This window comes from Neptunomonas marina, from assembly GCF_004005935.1.
In the GTDB taxonomy this organism is placed as follows: Bacteria; Pseudomonadota; Gammaproteobacteria; order Pseudomonadales; family Balneatricaceae; genus Neptunomonas; species Neptunomonas marina.
Genome location: NZ_SACQ01000003.1, coordinates 322,493 through 339,951, shown reverse-complemented (window position 1 = coordinate 339,951; position 17,459 = coordinate 322,493). Strand labels below are relative to the sequence as shown.

The 17,459-nt window shown below is 51.3% G+C and carries 20 protein-coding genes; 10 read left to right on the top strand and 10 right to left on the bottom strand.

The genetic code is table 11. The annotated features are described in order from the left end of the window. Window positions 1-5: 5 nt before the first annotated feature. Together EOE65_RS09180 and EOE65_RS09175 are read right to left on the bottom strand one after the other, a co-directional pair. Window positions 6-674: a response regulator gene (locus EOE65_RS09180; protein WP_127694002.1), complete on the bottom strand. Its 669-nt coding sequence runs from the start codon at window positions 672-674 to the stop codon at window positions 6-8. A gap of 79 nt (window positions 675-753) precedes the next feature. After that, window positions 754-1,365 (bottom strand): rhodanese-like domain-containing protein, encoded by a 612-nt coding sequence (locus EOE65_RS09175; protein ID WP_206052643.1) that lies wholly within the window; start codon window positions 1,363-1,365, stop codon window positions 754-756. Window positions 1,366-1,606: 241 nt separating this feature from the next. Here EOE65_RS09175 and EOE65_RS09170 point away from each other — a divergent pair, with 241 nt between their 5' ends. Further along, window positions 1,607-2,788, top strand: a complete 1,182-nt coding sequence (locus tag EOE65_RS09170) for an MFS transporter (RefSeq protein WP_127694001.1) — start codon at window positions 1,607-1,609, stop codon at window positions 2,786-2,788. A gap of 1 nt (window position 2,789) precedes the next feature. On the opposite strand, the gene EOE65_RS09165 is transcribed toward EOE65_RS09170, so the two are convergent. Genes EOE65_RS09165 through EOE65_RS09150 form a run of 4 tightly spaced genes read right to left on the bottom strand, consistent with a single transcriptional unit; the run spans window position 2,790 to window position 6,503 of the window. Continuing rightward, window positions 2,790-3,575 carry an ABC transporter permease gene (locus EOE65_RS09165; protein ID WP_240656956.1) on the bottom strand — a complete coding sequence of 262 codons (786 nt, stop codon included), beginning with the start codon at window positions 3,573-3,575 and terminating at the stop codon, window positions 2,790-2,792. Further along, window positions 3,572-4,312, bottom strand: a complete 741-nt coding sequence (locus tag EOE65_RS09160; protein WP_127694000.1) for an ABC transporter ATP-binding protein — start codon at window positions 4,310-4,312, stop codon at window positions 3,572-3,574. Before EOE65_RS09160 ends, EOE65_RS09165 begins: the two co-directional genes overlap by 4 nt. 34 nt (window positions 4,313-4,346) lie before the next feature. Beyond that, entirely contained in the window at window positions 4,347-5,321 is a 975-nt protein-coding gene (locus EOE65_RS09155; protein ID WP_127693999.1) for a YVTN family beta-propeller repeat protein, read from the bottom strand. Between the two features lie 9 nt (window positions 5,322-5,330). Further along, window positions 5,331-6,503 carry an ABC transporter substrate-binding protein gene (locus EOE65_RS09150; RefSeq protein ID WP_127693998.1) on the bottom strand — a complete coding sequence of 391 codons (1,173 nt, stop codon included), beginning with the start codon at window positions 6,501-6,503 and terminating at the stop codon, window positions 5,331-5,333. Window positions 6,504-6,674: 171 nt separating this feature from the next. On the opposite strand from EOE65_RS09150, the gene EOE65_RS09145 reads away from it, so the two are divergent. The 4 genes from EOE65_RS09145 to EOE65_RS09130 all read left to right on the top strand — a co-directional run bounded on the left by EOE65_RS09145 (window position 6,675) and on the right by EOE65_RS09130 (window position 10,019). Further along, window positions 6,675-7,112 carry a cupredoxin domain-containing protein gene (locus tag EOE65_RS09145; RefSeq protein ID WP_127693997.1) on the top strand — a complete coding sequence of 146 codons (438 nt, stop codon included), beginning with the start codon at window positions 6,675-6,677 and terminating at the stop codon, window positions 7,110-7,112. A 131-nt stretch (window positions 7,113-7,243) separates the two neighbouring features. Next, a complete protein-coding gene (locus EOE65_RS09140) occupies window positions 7,244-7,879 on the top strand; it encodes a response regulator transcription factor (RefSeq protein WP_127693996.1) in 636 nt (211 codons plus the stop codon). 198 nt (window positions 7,880-8,077) lie between these two features. Next, entirely contained in the window at window positions 8,078-9,388 is a 1,311-nt protein-coding gene (locus EOE65_RS09135; protein ID WP_127693995.1) for an ATP-binding protein, read from the top strand. Then, window positions 9,369-10,019, top strand: coding sequence for a response regulator (locus EOE65_RS09130; RefSeq protein ID WP_127693994.1), 651 nt, complete (start codon window positions 9,369-9,371; stop codon window positions 10,017-10,019). Before EOE65_RS09135 ends, EOE65_RS09130 begins: the two co-directional genes overlap by 20 nt. A gap of 55 nt (window positions 10,020-10,074) precedes the next feature. Here EOE65_RS09130 and ykgO read toward each other — a convergent pair whose 3' ends face one another. After that, window positions 10,075-10,218: a type B 50S ribosomal protein L36 gene (gene ykgO, locus EOE65_RS09125; protein ID WP_127693993.1), complete on the bottom strand. Its 144-nt coding sequence runs from the start codon at window positions 10,216-10,218 to the stop codon at window positions 10,075-10,077. A 3-nt stretch (window positions 10,219-10,221) separates the two neighbouring features. Next, entirely contained in the window at window positions 10,222-10,485 is a 264-nt protein-coding gene (locus EOE65_RS09120) for a type B 50S ribosomal protein L31 (RefSeq protein ID WP_127693992.1), read from the bottom strand. A 184-nt stretch (window positions 10,486-10,669) separates the two neighbouring features. Here EOE65_RS09120 and EOE65_RS09115 point away from each other — a divergent pair, with 184 nt between their 5' ends. After that, window positions 10,670-11,230 (top strand): PIN domain-containing protein, encoded by a 561-nt coding sequence (locus EOE65_RS09115; RefSeq protein WP_206052642.1) that lies wholly within the window; start codon window positions 10,670-10,672, stop codon window positions 11,228-11,230. Window positions 11,231-11,307: 77 nt separating this feature from the next. Here the strand turns inward: EOE65_RS09115 and EOE65_RS09110 are convergent, their stop codons facing one another. Together EOE65_RS09110 and EOE65_RS09105 are read right to left on the bottom strand one after the other, a co-directional pair. Then, the gene (locus EOE65_RS09110) at window positions 11,308-11,946 is read right to left on the bottom strand and encodes a pentapeptide repeat-containing protein (protein WP_127693991.1); all 639 of its coding nucleotides are present in this window, start codon (window positions 11,944-11,946) and stop codon (window positions 11,308-11,310) included. Window positions 11,947-12,007: 61 nt separating this feature from the next. After that, complete coding sequence (locus EOE65_RS09105; RefSeq protein ID WP_127693990.1) at window positions 12,008-13,834, bottom strand: methanol/ethanol family PQQ-dependent dehydrogenase; 1,827 nt, start codon at window positions 13,832-13,834, stop codon at window positions 12,008-12,010. Window positions 13,835-14,285: 451 nt separating this feature from the next. On the opposite strand from EOE65_RS09105, the gene pedF reads away from it, so the two are divergent. Genes pedF through EOE65_RS09085 form a run of 4 tightly spaced genes read left to right on the top strand, consistent with a single transcriptional unit; the run spans window position 14,286 to window position 17,371 of the window. Then, window positions 14,286-14,729 carry a cytochrome c-550 PedF gene (gene pedF / locus EOE65_RS09100; RefSeq protein WP_127693989.1) on the top strand — a complete coding sequence of 148 codons (444 nt, stop codon included), beginning with the start codon at window positions 14,286-14,288 and terminating at the stop codon, window positions 14,727-14,729. Beyond that, window positions 14,722-15,639 (top strand): substrate-binding periplasmic protein, encoded by a 918-nt coding sequence (locus EOE65_RS09095; protein WP_127693988.1) that lies wholly within the window; start codon window positions 14,722-14,724, stop codon window positions 15,637-15,639. Before pedF ends, EOE65_RS09095 begins: the two co-directional genes overlap by 8 nt. A gap of 43 nt (window positions 15,640-15,682) precedes the next feature. Beyond that, complete coding sequence (locus EOE65_RS09090) at window positions 15,683-16,438, top strand: quinoprotein dehydrogenase-associated SoxYZ-like carrier (RefSeq protein WP_127693987.1); 756 nt, start codon at window positions 15,683-15,685, stop codon at window positions 16,436-16,438. 12 nt (window positions 16,439-16,450) lie between these two features. Further along, window positions 16,451-17,371, top strand: coding sequence for a quinoprotein relay system zinc metallohydrolase 1 (locus tag EOE65_RS09085; protein ID WP_240656955.1), 921 nt, complete (start codon window positions 16,451-16,453; stop codon window positions 17,369-17,371). Window positions 17,372-17,459: the final 88 nt, after the last annotated feature.

Sequence of the window (17,459 nt, the reverse complement as noted above, 5' to 3'; positions counted from 1 at the left end):
CTATTTTAACGTTTGAGGTATTCGTTAAAGTCGATATTGCCCGCCGATAGGACTGCTTGAATGCGGTTATGCACGCCAAGTTTGCGCAAAATGGCGGATACGTGCGCCTTAACTGTGGTTTCAGCAATATTGAGGTTGTACGCGATCTGCTTATTCGATTCACCCTTAGACATGCGCTCTAAAACCAGCAGCTGACGACGCGTTAGGGATGACAGTAGCTCTGGCGGAATCTGGTTATCATCCTTACGCTGGCTGCGTCGATTGTCTGGTTGGCTAGAACGAATAATGTCGGAGGGTAGGTAGACGTTACCGGCTAAAATCTGTTCTAGTGCATCGGTCATTTGATCTCGGGGCGATGACTTGGTGATAAAGCCCACGGCACCGTAGGTGATCGCTTGCAGTACGGTTTGTTTATCTTCTTCGGCTGACACAATAACAACGGGAATCGTTGGTAAGTCATTACGCAGGGTAATAAGGCCGTTCAAGCCGTTCATGCCCGGCATGTTTAGATCAAGCAGAATAAGATCGAGTTCGTCCTCATTTTGCGCAATTTGTAATGCGCTATCGAGATCTTCAGTTTCCAATGTTTCACAGTTTGGGAAGCTGTTTTCAATGACATTGATGATCGCTTCACGAAACAGAGGGTGGTCATCTGCAATCAAGATCCTATACACAACACACATCTCCCACGCTTATAGTTATATTTTTTTAGTCGGCGGTTACCGGCAGCGCTTATACTCTGTGGAACCGCACTTATTGTCCATCTCTTTTAAAGGGCACTGGTGTGGCTTTTACCAATGCTCTCTCATGCTCAGCCCAGCCATCCGTACCATTTCGATACCAGTAAAGCTGGGTGTAACCGAAGCTAGCCGCGCGTTTAACCGCGTTCCAAGACATCCAGCAATCCGCTGTACAGTAGATAACAACGGGATGTTGAAGGTTGTGCTGCGTCAAGCGCGCCAAGTGGTTACGAAAATAAGCGAGCCAGTCTGGTGCTAGTTCGCCCGCTCCCACATTGGGCAACCAATGACTGCCGGGTAAGTGATAGCGGGGCGTTTGCTGGATAAATATGTGGTTCCACGTTGTTGGCTGAACGTCGAGCAACAGCGGCGGTGTAGTGCCTTGCAGCTGTGCGACGAGCGCCGGAGTATCCAGCGTTGTGGCATATTCGCTCTCCTGCGGTGTTGGGCTACGATAGCGATACAACCGATAGCCATCAAAGGAGAACAGCTCGAAGTCGTCAACTGCGGTTGAGCGGTTATCGATGCCTTGAGAGGCAGCATAGAGTCTTGGTATAAACAGCACAACACTTAGTACAGCCACCATCATCGTAATGGCCGCTGCCCACCTTGCCAACATCGCCATTGAGGGTAACCTTTTTATTATTTTATACCCTATTACACCGTGCTGAAGGTGCTACCAACAGTGTACTATCGGTTCAAAAAACAGGTACGAAAGTACTATTTTGCTGCACAAGTGATCTTCGTAACTTGAAATTATTGAAATATCGTCCTAGCTGCTTTGATTGCGAATGTTGGGGCGTTGTTTGTGATCCCCACCATGATTGGCAAGCTTGTTGCCGCGATGCTGTTCAAGGAGAACGCTGATGTTACAGCGGCCCAGTTATATATTGCCATGTATCGTCTTGGCTCAGTTGTTAGGCACATCCACTTGGTTTGCGGGTAATGCCATTTTACCCGTGCTGCAAGAGCAGTGGGGGCTGGCGGATAGTGCAGTTGCACCGCTCACCAACTCAGTCCAGTTAGGTTTTATCGTCGGAGCGTTAGTATTTGCCGTGCTAACGCTAGCAGATCGTCTGTCGCCGCGTGTGCTGTTCTTTTTATCCGCTTTGGGCGGTGCGTTTTTTAACAGCTTAATCGCGCTGTGGGCTGAAACTCTCGAAGATATTCTATTGTTGCGTTTTCTGGGTGGCTTTTTTCTTGCCGGTGTCTATCCGGTCGGAATGAAGATAGCGAGCGCTTGGTATCCGGAGGGCTTGGGTAGGGCGCTCGGTTTCTTGGTGGGTGCGCTAGTGATAGGTACGGCATCGGCGCATCTGTTTTCAGCGCTGGTGGCGGAGCAATGGCGTTATGTGATCTACCTGTGCAGTGCTGCCTCGTTTATCGGTGGTTTGGTAATTTTATTCGGAGTGCCGGATGGGCCAGCGATGCATCGGGGTGCGCCGTTGCGGCTCTCTGGACTTATCGCGGCTAGCCGCCAGCCCGCATTGCGTGCCAGTGCAGGCGGCTATTTCGGGCATATGTGGGAACTTTACGCGGTGTATGCGCTGGTACCTTACTGGTTGCTCGCGTGGAGCGCTCAACACCATCAAGATCTATCGGTTTCACTGTGGGCATTTGTGATCATTGGAATCGGCGGGCTGGGCTGTATGGTGGGAGGTTATGTCTCTCTTCGCACCGGAAGCCGCCGTGTGGCTGCCGTGAACTTGGCGGTTTCTGGGTGTTGCTGTGTATTATCACCGTTGATCTTTGCGTCTGACCTGTTCGCACTGGTGCTCTTTTTCTGGTTGGTGTGGGGTTGGTCAGTGGCGGCTGATTCGCCGCAGTTCTCCTCTCTATCTGCGCAAACGGCGCCCAGCGATGCAGTGGGGAGTGCCCTCACGATGATCAATGCCGTCGGCTTTACCATCACGATTATAGCGGTGCAGTTAACCGGCTGGCTGCTGACCTACGTGCCGGTGCAGTGGGTCATGTGGCTACTGATTCCGGGGCCTATTTTCGGGCTGTTGAGCTTGCGCCGGCTGCAAACGTTGCGTCCGACGCTGTAGTTTAACGCCCTGACTTACGAGGCCTAAACCCAAGCACTGCCAATGATGTAAAGATGGCGGTTGCCCCGAGTGTTATCAGCAAAGCGGTGGTGTTGAGTTGGCCATACAGCGCAAAACGCACCAGTTCGACCGCGTAGGTGAAGGGGTTGATTGCGCACAGGGTGTAGAGCCAATCGTTGGCCTCCTGCATTTTCCAAAGTGGATAGAGGGCCGATGAGAGAAAGAACATGGGGAAGATGACGAAATTCATAACCCCAGCAAAGTTCTCCAGCTGTTTAATCTGGGTAGATAACAGCAGGCCCAGAGAACTGAGCAGTAGCGCTACGAGCAGCAACGCAGGTAGTGCCGTCACGTAGCCAATCAGCGGGGGCTCAACATCCACCAACAGGGCCGCTAGCAAGAATGCATAAACCTGTGTAAGGGAGATGAGCGCCGTTGCCACCATCTTACAGAGCAGTAGAAAGGGGCGTGGTAATGGGCTCATCAGCAGAACACGCATACTGCCCATTTCGCGGTCGTAGACCATCGAAAGGCTGCTTTGCATACCGTTAAAGAGCAAAATCATGCAACAAAGCCCCGGCGCGATATAGGTTTCATAGGTGATATAAGTATCGTATGGCTGAATGATCGAGATACCCAGCGCAGCGCGAAAGCCTGCCGCAAAGACCACTAGCCATAGTAACGGGCGCACCAGTGCGCTCAGAAACCGCGAACGCTGCTGTATAAAGCGTAAAAACTCTCTGATCAAAACGCCTTGAAAGCAGTGCCAAGCTGCGCTCAGGTTCATGCGGCTCCCCTCTGTTTGTCAGTACTCGTGAGTACATGGAACGCATCGCTGTAGTGGCTGCAGCCTGACTGCTCCAGAAGATCATCAGCGTGACCATTAATCAGCACCTCGCCCTTGTGAAGCAAAATCACCGGATCATGCGGCTGAATCTCTTCCATGAGATGGGTGGCCCATAGCGCTGTGATGTGATCTTGTTCACACAAGTCTCTTACGTAATTACACAGTGCCAAACGGGTTTGTGGGTCCAGACCGACAGTGGGTTCATCCAGCAATAAAATATCGGGGGCATGCATAAGCGCCCGTGCGATTTCGACGCGGCGCCGGTGGCCACCGTTCAAAGCCCGCACTTTATCGTTGGCACGATCGGCCATCTCCATGCGGGTTAACTCACGCTCAACCAAGGGTTTTGCGTGCTGGCGCGAGATGCCATGCAAGGCGGCGTGGTAATAGAGGTTCTGCTTAACGGTAAGGTCCAGATCAAGAGAGCTTTGCTGAAACACCACTCCAACTCGCTGCATGACGCTAGCAGGTTGTTGGCGAATGCTAAGTTCATCGATACAGATATCGCCATCCTGTAACGCATTTAACCGCGTGATAAGCGAGAACAGTGTGGATTTTCCCGCGCCATTTGGGCCTAACAACGCATGAAAACGCCCCGGCGTGAGCTGAAAGCTCACACCTTTCAGGGCGTTACGTGGGCCGTAAGCAAAGCTTAAAGACTCAACCGAAATACTCATAATACTCCTTGTGCTGACTGATGCTAGGCCAGAACTACTCAGGCTTGACGCGCACACCCCATGGGTAACGGCCAACCTTGATACTCTTAACCGCTTTCATCTTATCGACATCGATGATGGACACATCGCCACTGATGCCGTTGGTTGTCAGCAGCTGGGTCTGATCTTGGTTAAAGTCCATATGCCATACACGTCGGCCCACTAATATGTAGTCGATCACCTCATAGTTTTGCGCATCGACAACCGCCACATGGTTGGCAGGTCCCAAGGCCACAAACGCGTACTTGCCGTCATCGGTTAGGCGTACACCAACCGGTTGTACGCGGTCAGGGTGGATACCTTTGATCTCAAATGTGAGTTTTTTAAAGATCTGGCGGCTAGCCACGTCGATCACTGAGACGGTGCCACCGATCTCGGAGCTGGCCCAAAGAATTTTACTGTCTTTGCTGAACTCCACATGGCGCGGGCGTTGGTCAACCAAGGTATTGTCCACCAACTCATAAGTCGAGGTGTCGATCCAGTGAACCATGTTGGTGGTCTCGCTGGTATTGACGGCAATTTTGCCATCAGGGCTAACTGCCATCCCCTCGGGCTCGACACCCACATCAATTTGGGCCAGCACTTCACTGGTTTCGGTATCAACAATGGTGACCAGCGCATCATCTTCGTTGGAGATGTAGAGGTGGCGATCATTCGGGTGCAGTGCAAACTGCTCCGGATCTTCACCAGAGGGTAGCTCTTTGATAATGGTTTTTGTGGCCACATCCATCACCTGTACGGTGTCGGAATCTGAGGCACAGATGTACAGCTTAGAGTAGTCTTTGGAGAACAGAATCCCACGCGGGCGCTCGCCCACATCGATCGTGTCTGTAACGGTTTGCGACTTCAGATCGATCACCGAGATGGTGTCGTCCTTTTCATTAGATACATAGGCTAACTGAGCCATTGCGCAGGAGGATGCAAGCAGCATAGCGCTGGTGAGTAGGGTAAGCGATGTACGTTGTGTCATGGGAACTCCTTATTGTGCTGTGCAGTTCACTTCTGGGCGGTCAAAGCCAAGGGTGTCCAGTTCATTTTTCGGGTGTAGAAACCCCTCTTGTGGTGACTGAGAAACAAGCGAGCGTGGATGTACCAGCGGGATGGGTTGGCGTAGCTGCCCGTTCCAATCGCGGTAGTCCAGTTTGCGTCCTTTAAAGCCAGCCAACTGAAACTTATCCGAGCGAATATAGCTTTTTACCTCACTAAAGCTGGCGCTGTTGGTGCGCGTAACAGCTTCTGCAACGGAGCGAACCGCAGCCCATGCTGCATAGTCTTTAGGCGTCATCCAGCGTTTGGCGAGCTTGTCGAAACGGCTCTGTAACTGCGCCGCTCCCCACTGTTCCACAACGCGATGCCACGCCACCGGAGTGAGCCCCTGTGTACCAATGACTGGGCGTGGAAGCCAGGTGTTGTAAAGCACATATTCGCCAAAATCACCACGCTCATCAGCGACAAACACCACATCGTAATCATCGGTTTGAGTAAAGAGTGGCAGCTCTTTTTGGGCGGTTCGGCGAAGATCACTATCAAAGGTCCAGTCTTTCTTTGCCACAATTTTGAGTCCAAAGCGTTTCGCGGCGCGCTCGAACGAGGCGGTGTACGCTTTGTCTTCCGCGTTTGGCCCGGTAATGACTAAAACTTCATCAAGGCGCTTAGCTTTCAACCACTGTGCCAACGCGTCGGTTAACATGGCGCGGCTCGGCAGTGTGTGTAAGGTGTTAGACGCACAGGCAAATTGGCGGAGCGCATCGTCTGCGCTACCTGCGTTAAAGATCAGCGCCTCAGGCCCAAGTGCAGTTTGTAGTGCTTGTAGCGTCTTAGTTGGCACGTTGGCTACGAAGAAGCGGTCACCCGCGCGGAAGCGTTGCTGCGCTATGTCGACTAAAGCGCTGGTATCGGCTTTGGAAAAGCTGTTGAGCGCATAGTGATGTTTGAGAAAGCGCCCTGTGGTGTTGCTGTCTTTAATGCCCAGTGCTGCACCTTGCAGCCCAGCATCGTCGGGTTCGGGTAGTACATTGGACAGTACCGGGCCGGTATCAACCTCTTGGTGTAAGTAGGTGATAGGAATATCGAGTTGTGCAGCACTGTGGTTGGCAAAGGTGAGCGAGGCGGCTAACAGTGCACTGGCAAGGGCGTTCTTGGTGTTTATCATCGTCGATAACTTCTATTTATTATGATTTTTGCCCAGCATAGGTGGGAAATCGTGAAGCAGGAATATGAAGAAAGTAGAAATCAATTAGTTCGGAAGTAGCATTCTTTTACCCAGAGCGGCGTTTAGCATAGAGCCACATAAAAACAACAGCGCATCAGTAGAGGTGGCAATATGACGATTCTAAAAACAGTAGGTTTGGCAGGTTTAGCGGCAGTAATGGGTGTATCGAGTACGATTGCGGCAGCTCAAGGTGATCTAACACGCCGACCCACCAAGCTACCTGATCTGGTGCTAGGAACAGAAGACAACCGCTACCATCTGTCACACAAAGAGTATCAACTCGAGACCGGCAAATCCTACAAGCTAAAAGTGATCTCCAGTGGCCAAACGGAGTATGCAGTGAAAGCGCCGGGCTTTTTTAACTCGATCTTCCTGCGCAAGGTAGAGGCGGGTGATATGGAGATCAAAGCGGTGAGCTTGACTGAGCTTGAGTTTGAACAAGAGGGCGAGGCAGAGATCTACTTTGTGCCGATCAAGCCTGGGAAATTTGAGTTCTTTGCCGAGGGCTTGGAAGCGAAAGGCATGGCTGGGGTTTTTAACATCAAGTAACGCCGCCAACGCGCGACGCTCCTAGTGTCGCGCGTCTCTCCCTTGCTATTAGATGGCTGATAACTATCGATGTAAACAAAATGTTCATTCGATGGTAGCATGCGGGTATTCCTTCCCGAGACGGACATCTAATGAAAATTCTTATCACCGACGACCATTCGGTTGTACGCCAAGGCTATGCCAGTGTTCTGCCCACTGTGATCTCTCCATGCGAGATTCTCGAGGCTTCAAGCGGTGAGCAAGCGGCACAGCTTTACACAGAGCACCGCCCAGACCTGGTGATTATGGATATCAACCTTCCGGGAATTAGCGGCATCGAGGCGGCTACACGCATTCTCGAAGCAGACCGTGAGGCCCGCATCATGTTCTTTAGCATGTATGACGAGGCGTTAATGGTGAAGCAGGCCCTTGATGCCGGTGCTATGGGGTACATAACAAAGTCGGGTTCCTCGAAAACACTGCTGGAGGCCGTCACCAAGATTAGCCGGGGCGAAATCTTTATCGAGTATGACCTCGTGATGAAGCTGGCGCTCAATAACCAAAGCGTGACAGAAGGGCTATTGCGCGAGCTTACCCTGCGCGAGTTTGAGGTGTTTGTCATGCTCGCGCGTGGGCAGAATAACCAAGTGATTTCTGACACGCTGGGTCTGAATATCAAAACGGTTTCCAATTACGTCACCACTATCAAAAGTAAGCTGGATGCCTCTTCCACCGCTGAGCTAGTCCACATCGCTATCGATGCAGGCGTTGTTAAACTCGGCAGCTGAGAGCCTCTTCGGGCGCTAACCAGTACTTTAGTGCCACGCCTATTCCATCCTAGGAAGCATTCTGTTGCGGTGTTTGCATTGGGCATACTGCATCAGTACGGCTTTCGTTTTACATCTTAAATCAGCGCTTTATGTGTAAATATGCATGAATATTGTTGGCGACGAGCACAGGCCGATTGCCTTTGCAGGAATGAATAGATGAGTGCAGTTTTACGACTTAACCTGCTGGTTGCGGGTGTTTTTACCGCTGTTTTAGTGATTACGCTCTATTTTATGCTCGGGCAAGCGGCCAAAGATATTAAGCGCGAGGTGGTTGCAGGTGTCAGCTTCACCCACCAGTTGCTAACGCTGGCGGGTGAAAATGAGGTATTGCTTAAAGAAGTGCTCGGAGGTGACTCGCGCCACGTTCAGCTAGAGATGGCAGAGAACTTAGCGGCATTTGAGCAATTAGACCGAGCCGAACCTGATGATGAAGAAGCGCCAGCGTGGTTTATCAATCTGATACCGGGAATTGAGCCGATTGTCGATAAGGCGTATTACCGTTATCTACCGGATGGGCGCGTGTTGCGGTTAAAAGCGGACCCCAGCGATGAGCTGGGAGAGGTGTGGGAGTCGGTACAGCAGGTGCTTTTCCTATTTGGCCTGAGCGTTGTACTGTCAAATCTCGCGATCTATCTAGGCGTACGCCAAGGGGTGCGTCCGGTAGCTGACTTTCTGGCCGCACTGCACGCTATTGAAAAAGGCCAGTATACGGCGCGGCTTGATCGCTACGGTGTGAGTGAGGTGAACTCTATCGCCGAGCACTTCAATGCGATGGCGGAGGCGTTGGAAGAGGCACAAAGCGATAACTCGCGCTTAACCCACGAGTTGCTCCGCCTGCAAGAGACAGAGCGTGCGCACCTTGCCAGAGAGCTGCACGACGATCTAGGCCAGTACTTGGCGGGGATCCGTGCCCATGCTTATCTGCTCCAGCAGCGTGGTGACGACAAAGCCGTTGTGCAATCTGTGGGTGAGCATGTGGCTCAGCATTGCGATGCGATGCAGCAGAGCTTCCGCGCTTTGATCCGTAAGTTGCACCCTGTGATTTTGGCGCAGTTAGGTTTAGCAGAAGCGATTCGTACCCAAGTGGATCGCTGGCAGCAAACCTACAGTCATCTGCATGTCGAGATGATGATCGATGAGCCGCTGCCTTTATTCGATGATGAAACGAACACACATATCTACCGAGTTGTACAAGAGGCGCTCAACAACGTTGCGCAACATGCCAAAGCAACCCGCGTTCGCGTACGGCTGAGTGCCGTGGATGGACAACTGAGTTTGCTGGTGGAAGACAATGGCAACGCCAGCCCGCCAAGCCGCAATAAGACCGGCTTAGGGTTGCGCTCGATGAGCGAACGTGCCCGCTGTATGGAGGGTGAACTCCAGTTTGAACAGCGCCAAGGACAAGGAACATGGCTATCGTTAACCGTACCGATTAGGGAGATAGAATATGAAGATATTGATTGCTGATGATCATGCAGTCGTTCGCCAAGGCTATGCGAGCTTGCTCTCGACGGTATTTGCGCCATGCGAAGTTTTTGAGGCAGTTAACGGGGATCAAGCGTTTAGCCTAAGTCAGGAACTAGAACCGGATGTGGTCATAATGGATGTCAACATGCAGGGGATCAGCGGCATTGAAGCGGCCCGGCGTATATTGCAACGTTGCCCAAACAGCAAAGTGCTGTTCTTTAGCATGTATGACGAGATCCCAGTGGTGACACAGGCTTTAGAGGCGGGTGCTAAAGGCTATATCACGAAAACCTGCACACCAGAGATCTTGATTGAAGCGGTGAATAAAGTCGCAGCCGGTCAGCTGTATGTTGAGCATGAACTCGCGATGCGGTTGGCGGTGTCCCGCCCGGAGCAAAAAGACAAGCGCTTAAAAGAGATGACACAACGCGAGTTCGAGATCTTTGTGATGCTGGCCCAAGGGCTGAGCGTGAAGGAGATCTCCGAGCAGCTCTCTATCAGTGCCAAAACCGTTTCGAACTACACAGCGATCCTGAAGAGCAAGTTAAATATCAGCTCCACTGCAGAGCTGGTCCATCTTGCAATCGAGACGGGATTGGTGAAGGTGGGCGCGCAAATTACCGATGCTTAGTCTGAATCTGTGGAAGCCGCGATAGAGGGGAGCCCAGCGTATCCCCTCTGAAGTGTTAGCGTTTCTTCTTTACGTTGCCTTGGCGCGCTTTGAAGCGCGGGTTGCTTTTGCAAATAACATAGAGCCTGCCTCGGCGCTTGACCACTTGGCAATCCTTATGGCGTTTCTTCGCTGTCTTTAGTGAACTAACAACCTGCATTCTCTATTCCTTTGTCTGCTTTACGCGGCCTGCGAAACGTTTATTGAACTGTGCAATACGGCCTTCCGCTTTCGCTTGGCGCTTTTCACCGGTGTAGATCGGGTGTGATGCACTCGAAACGTCTAGGTTAATTAGCGGATAAGTTTTGCCATCTTCCCAAACTGTTGTTAGTGGGCTGGTGCACGTTGAGCGAATACGAAACTCGCGACCGCAGCTTGTATCTCGAAACACCACATAGTCGTAGTCTGGATGAATACCTTTTTTCATTACGCCTCCGTTTGTTATGTTATAACAATATAAATGATATAGATTATCATTTTCAAGTGCATTAACTGAGGTTAGTGGAACTTTTTAGCTGTTTGTTTTGCTAAGGCCGTCAAATTTAAAGGGAGCGAAGACAGGAGATCTTTGCGATACACTCTACTTGCAGCAAATGATGACAAGGATGTGAATGATGCGAAGATGGGCGTTTATAGATAATGAGAATACCGGCGGGTTAGAGAAAGTCGATCTCTCTGTTTATGAGAAAGCTTTCGTTTTTCTGGGTGCTAAGCAGCCCCGTCTCGATTTTGGTGAACGGAAGTACGATAAGCCGATTGAACTGAATGTTATTCAAATTAAACAGGTACAGCCGAACAACTTAGATTTTCATTTAGCCTACTACCTTGGGAAGTTGGATGCCGAAGTAGACAACGATATCTGTTTTGAAGTGGTAAGCAATGATAATGGCTTTGGCCCATTGATTGGCCATGTCAGCGCGGCAGGCCGTGTTATTCGCCAAGTAAAAACGAGCTCACCTGCAAGTGAGACTCCAACTCAGCAGCTGATTAGTCGTTTAATTCTAAGGCCCAAAGCCCAGAGACCTCAGAAGGTAGTGAGCTTACGTAACTTTGTCGCTTCTCAACTGCGTTTGCAGGGCAACGAAGTCGCTATACAAGGAGTTATCAACCAGTTGGTTGCACGGAAAATTGTAAGAATCTCTGAAGATGCCGTCACCTATATTGGTTCATAGTGCTCAGCCGTGTGAGGGCCATCCACACAGCCAAGCGATGAGCGCCGATCGTTATCCCAAATAGGAAAAACCGCGACTCAGTTTTTTGACCAGTCAAAGGGACAGCTTTTACAGCCTTCCATATAGGTGGCTTGGAACGTTGCGTAATGGCGACGCACGCCGGTGAAGTCTGCGTTTTCGAGTGATGCCGCGTTGAGTTTGGCTTCTTGGAGGTTCGCGTTGCTAAGATTCGCGCCCGAGAGGTCAACTTTGGTCATCCAGGCGATCTCAAGGTTGGCGGCCTGTAGGTCGGCAAATTGCATCTTAGCGCCACTAAAGCGAGCAAACTCTAAATTGGCGCCACGCATATTCGCCTTGTAGAAGTTTGCCCCTTGCCCAAATAGTGCCCAGCCTTGGATCGCTTCGAGATTCGCATAGCTAAGGTTGGAACCGCGCAGGGTTGCATGGCGAAGGTCTGCGCGGGCAAGATTCGCTTCAGTTAGGTTGGCTTTCTCGATCTTGGCGTTTTTTAAAATAGTATGGCGCAGATCTGCGCCTTTTAGGTTGGCACCGGTTAAGTCGATATGGCTGAGATTTAGGTGCCGTAAGTCTTGGAATGATAGGTCAACACCTGCGCATTTGGCTTCTGCTTCAAGTGTACAGCCGTTTATTTCGGGGGGCTGGGCGAAAATTACGGATGAGGCAGTTAAGCTCAGCGCTAAGGTCCAATACTTCATAACGAGTCTCCAAAACCCGCGCCCGCATAAAGCGGGGCGGGTGTGATTCAGTTGGGCTGAATTAGCTCTTTGGTAGCTTAAATACCCAGAATGATCCGCCTTGCGTGACCGGCTTGGTAAGGTCGGCCATATCGCCACCCCAGAGAGGTACCGCACCGCCGTAACCGCTAGCAACACCAATGTATTGCTGCCCATCTTGCTCCCATGTCACAGGGGAGGAGATGATGCCGGAGCCTGTTTGGAACTTCCAAAGCTCTTTGCCGGTTTTAGCATCGAATGCCTTAAAGAAACCATCGCCGGTGCCGGTGAAGATCAGCCCCCCTTTGGTGGCTAGCACCCCCGCCCATAGTGGCAGTTTCTCTTTATGTGACCATTCGATTTTTCCGGTTTTTGGGTTCACCGCGCGTAAAATACCAACATGGTCGTCGTACATTTTGCGAATACGGAAGCCTTGGCCTAGATAGGCAGCACCGCGTTTGTAGTGAACCTCTTCAGTCCAGTAGTCCTCTTTCCAGTGGTTGGCGCCAAGGTAAAAGAAACCCGTGTCTTGGCTGTAAGCCATCGGGTTCCAGTTTTTACCTCCCAAGAATGGCGGCGAAACTTCAACAGATTTACCACGCTTCTCGCCAGGTGCCGGTTTAGGTGGGCGCTGGCCTTCAACCTCGACGGGGCGGCCAGTCTCTGGGTCGATATGGGTTGCCCATGTGATGTTGTCGACAAACGGGAAGCCGCGAATGAAGTCACCATTCTCACGGTTTACGACATAGAAGAAACCGTTTCGATCAGCATGGCCGGTTGCTTTGATGGTTTTGCCGCCATCTTGGTACTCAAACAACACCAGCTCGTTATTGCCAGAGAAATCCCAAGCATCGTTAGGCGTATGCTGGTAGAACCATTGCACCTCGCCAGTAGCCGGATCAACAGCGACTTGGCCCGAGGTGTACAGGCTATCGTAATCTGCCGGGTTACCATCTGGGGAGGTACGTGCCCAACCGTTCCAAGGTGCCGGGTTGCCCGCACCAACAATAATCATATTGTTCTCGACATCGAAGCTTGCCGATTGCCAAGGCGCGCCGCCACCATGACTCCATGCTTCAACTTTGCCGGTTGGAGAGTTCGGATCATCCGGCCAAGAAGGCGCGCGTGGGTCGCCTGTCGGCGTGCTCTTTTTACCATTGAGACGTCCGTAATGGCCCTCGACAAACGGGCGCATCCAGATCTCTTCGCCAGTCATTGGATCACGAGCAAACAGCTTTCCGACAACACCAAACTCATCACCGGAACTGCCGTGGATCAGCATGACTTTGCCTGTTTTTTGATCTTTGATAATCGTTGGTGCACCGGTCATGGTGTAGCCTTCGGTGTGATCGGCAAACTTCTTCTTCCACTTGACCTTACCGGTCTTTTTATCCAGTGCAACGATCGCGGCATCTAGGGTGCCAAAATAAACGAGATCGCCGAAGATAGCGGCGCCACGGTTAACAACATCGCAACATGGGCGGATATCGTCGGGTAAACGGTGCGAGTAGGACCACAGCTTTTCACCGGTTTTCGCATCAAGTGCGAAGATACGTGAGTACGATCCGGTGACATAGATAACTCCGTCGTGGACCAGCGCTTGGGATTCCTGCCCACGCTGTTTTTCACCGCCAAACGAGAACGACCATGCAGGTACCAAGTTCTTAATCGTAGTGGTGTTTACCTCGGCGAGGTCACTCCAGCGCTGGGCTTTAGGGCCTATGCCGTAACCGAGTACATCTTCCGGTGTTTGAGCATCATTCTTAATGTCGTCCCATGTCACAGGTTTGGCATGAGCAACCCCTGTGATAACGGCCAAACTGAGTGCAGCGCAGAGAGGCTTCAATCCGATTTTGTTTATTTTTGTCATTGTAAAAACCCTTTATTCAGGAGGTTCGTGGCTTGCGATGAATCGATCGCTCTGTTCATTCTCATCGCTGCATAGCGCAGTGGACAACGGCATTTAGCCCCGCTATTGCGGGCGTCTCACCTGAATTTGAGGGAGTAATTCCCTGTGGTATTAGGGAAAAAACCCGTAGTAATTACGTTGGCGTAGTGCGTAGGTAGTAGAGCGAGTTAGCAGATGGTGTACTTAAGTTGCGGTATGTGCTGGCTTTCCTACCAAGGGAGTAGTTTTTGAAACCCAAAGTACAATTCTGGGCGATTTTGCCCTCGGCCTACTATATAGACATCCCAGCCGCAGAGGGTGACGCGGCGAGCAAACAGATGCGTTGGTTTGCTCTTTAGAGAAAGAGCGGTTGATCAAACTGCATTGGTATCAACCCACGCAACGAATATAAAAACTAAGTGGTGAAAGAAAGATGTCTATTCATAAGAAAGCTTTAGGTCTAACAGCAGTTGGTTTCCTGACCGCGGCCATCGCCGGTCAAGTTATTGCGCATGGTGATGTAACGCCGCAAAGTATCGACGTTGAAGGCTTGCAGCCACTCGGCGAAGAGTGGCTAGACGAGAATCCATATAACGCCGAGTACGAGAAACGCGACCTGGCCGTCAAAATTGGTGAGTCTGCTTACACGCAAAACTGCGCCCGTTGCCACGGCCTTGATGCTATCTCTGGCGGTATAGCACCGGATTTGCGTTACCTAGAAGCGGGTATAGAGGGCGACGAGTGGTTCAAATACCGCGTTGTAAACGGTGCGGTGCGCGATGGACGTGTTTACATGCCAAAAATGGCAGAGCACCTCAGCCAAGAAGCGCTATGGGCGATTCGCGCTTGGCTAGAAACGCGTGCTACCGATGAGTAAGTTAGCGCTACTAACCGCTATTATCTTCGCAAACGTCAGCCTGCATAGCAGCCTGGCGTTTGCGCGTTATTATGATGATGTGATCGATAGCGGCTATATCAAAGTGGGTTTCTATCGCGATTTTCCTCCCTATTCCTACCTTGAAGATGGCCAGCCCAAGGGTGTGGATGTTGAGATAGGGCAGCGTATCGCGAACGCATTTAACCTAGAGTTCCGCCCCCATTGGATCACTCCCGATGAAAACTTAGAGGACGATCTCCGTAATAATGTCTGGAAAGGGCACTATCTGGACAAAAACGAGCAAAACCCGTTAGCGCTGAAAAACATTGCTGATGTGATGATGCGCGTTCCCTATGATCGTGAGTACAGCTACATGCGCGACTCAACGGGGTATGTCATCAACGATATGGTTGTGATGTTTGGCCCTTACCAGCGTGAGAGTTGGCAAGTGGCTTACGATCATACGCAGATCGATAATGTCTCCACCTTGGCCGTGTTCCAATACCATCCCATCGGCGTTGAGATCGACAGCTTACCGGCCTTTTATCTGACCTCTGCTTTTGGTGGGCGGATGCGCGATAACACGCATCATTTTGCTAATGCACGCGCTGCATATGCGGCGATGTCGGCAGGAAAGGTCGATGCAATTATGGCGATGCGAGCAGAGGTCGATTGGCTGCTGGCCAGCGCCCCCAATGCAAACTTCTCACTGGCGTCAAACGGCTATCCCACGATGGGTAAGCAGAAATGGGATATCGGGATGGCGATTAAACACACCTATCGTCAGCTAGGCTATGCCATCGCTGATGTGGTCGAAGGCATGGTGTTGTCTGGTGAGATGGAGACGATCTACAAGCGTTACGGCTTACGCTATGAGCTTCCGGAGTTTTACCAAACCCAACAAAACTAACATCCATACAACCCGAAAATAAAAATAAAAGGGGAGACCTGTTATGCGAGCTAAGCACATTATCGCTGCGGCACTGCTGTCATTAGGCTGTATGGCGGCGCACGCCAGCGAACCTGATCCACTCAACTCGCCGCTGTGGGACTATATGCGCCAGCAGTTTATCGGCGACGCTCCGTTTCGCTTTGATCCTGAGGTTAAAGTTGAAGTGCCCACCTTTGCTGAAGACCCGACCCAAGTGCCAATCACCGTTGATGCACAAAACTTGGCTGGTGAGATCGAGCGCATTGTTGTGTGGGCGGACCTCAATCCCATTCAGCATATCTTTACCTACTACCCTCATCCTGATGTGGTGCCACGGGTATCGCTGCGTATTAAGGTCCAGCAGGGAACAGCGGTTAGAGCGGCCGTGTTAACCAAGTCAGGCGTTTGGCATATGGGCGGTAGCTATCTGGATGCTGCCGGTGGCGGTTGTACAACACCAAGCACTGGGGCCGGAAATCCCTATTGGGAGAGCCACCTAGGTGAGATGAAGAGCCGTTTCTTCGCCCGCGAAACGGGCGGGCGGTACAAGTTCAAGATCATCCACCCGATGGATACCGGCTTAGTGGATGCTATCCCTGAGTTTTACATTGAGCAGGTTGTTGTGCGGAACGCGCAGGGTGATGATCTGGCGCGCCTAAAATTGTCGCAACCGGTGAGTGAAAACCCTGTGATCACGCTGGATGTGCGTCATCCGAACCAGAAGCACATGATCTGGCTACGGGATAATGGCGGCAATGAATTTGAGCAAGCACTCTAGGAGGGTAGAGAGATGATGATTCGATGGCTCCTTAGTGTTCTTGTATTTGGGGCGGCGCAAGTGAGTGCTGCGCCGTTAACTTACAATTTGAAAGCTCAACTCATTGCGTCCAACACCTATGTGTTACAAGGAAAACTTGAGGACTTTTCGCGCGAAAATGGCGGTAACATCGTCAACACTGGGTTTATTGTTACGGAAGAGGGGGTTGTTGTTATCGATACGGGCCCCTCGCTTCGGTATGGCCGTGCGCTACGTGAGGTGATTAAACAAACAACGGATCAACCGATAAAGTTAGTGCTGAACACCCATCACCATCCTGATCACTTCTTGGGAAATCAGGCGTTTTCCGATGTTGATATCTATGCACTGAAGCAAACTTCCGAGCAGATTGCTCAGCATGGCGATGCTTTTGCGGAAAATATGTACCGCTTGGTTGGTGATTGGATGCGCTCCACAGAGGTTGAAGTGCCACGTAAAGTCATCACCGAATCGGAAATCACGCTGGGGTCTCATCGGCTTGCGTTGATGCCCTTTAGTGGTCATAGCGGCGCAGACTTAGTGATTAAAGACCACAAAACCGGCGTCGTGTTTGCGGCCGATATGGTGTTTTATCAGCGCGCGTTAACAACCCCACACACGCCGGGCTTGGCTATTTGGCTTGAGCAGATAACGGAACTGGGTGAACTTGACTACACCCTTATGGTGCCGGGACATGGGCCACTGATTGAAGATGGGCGCGCTATTGCGCAGATGCAGAGCTATCTGCGCTGGTTAGATCAATCGCTGACGAAGGCTGCACAAGCAGGCTTAAGTATGACTGAGGTGATGAAAACACCGATCAAGGCCGAGTTTGCTGAGATAGCGCTTAGCCGTCGGGAGTTTGCCCGAACGGTCGCCCACCTTTATCCGAAGTATGAGGAGGCTAACTTTTAGTTGGCCGCCGAGCGCAAACGGTGACCTTCAAGGGAGTCTTTCAGGCTGTTAAGTTATCAGGTAACGTCGCTAACATATTGATTTTATT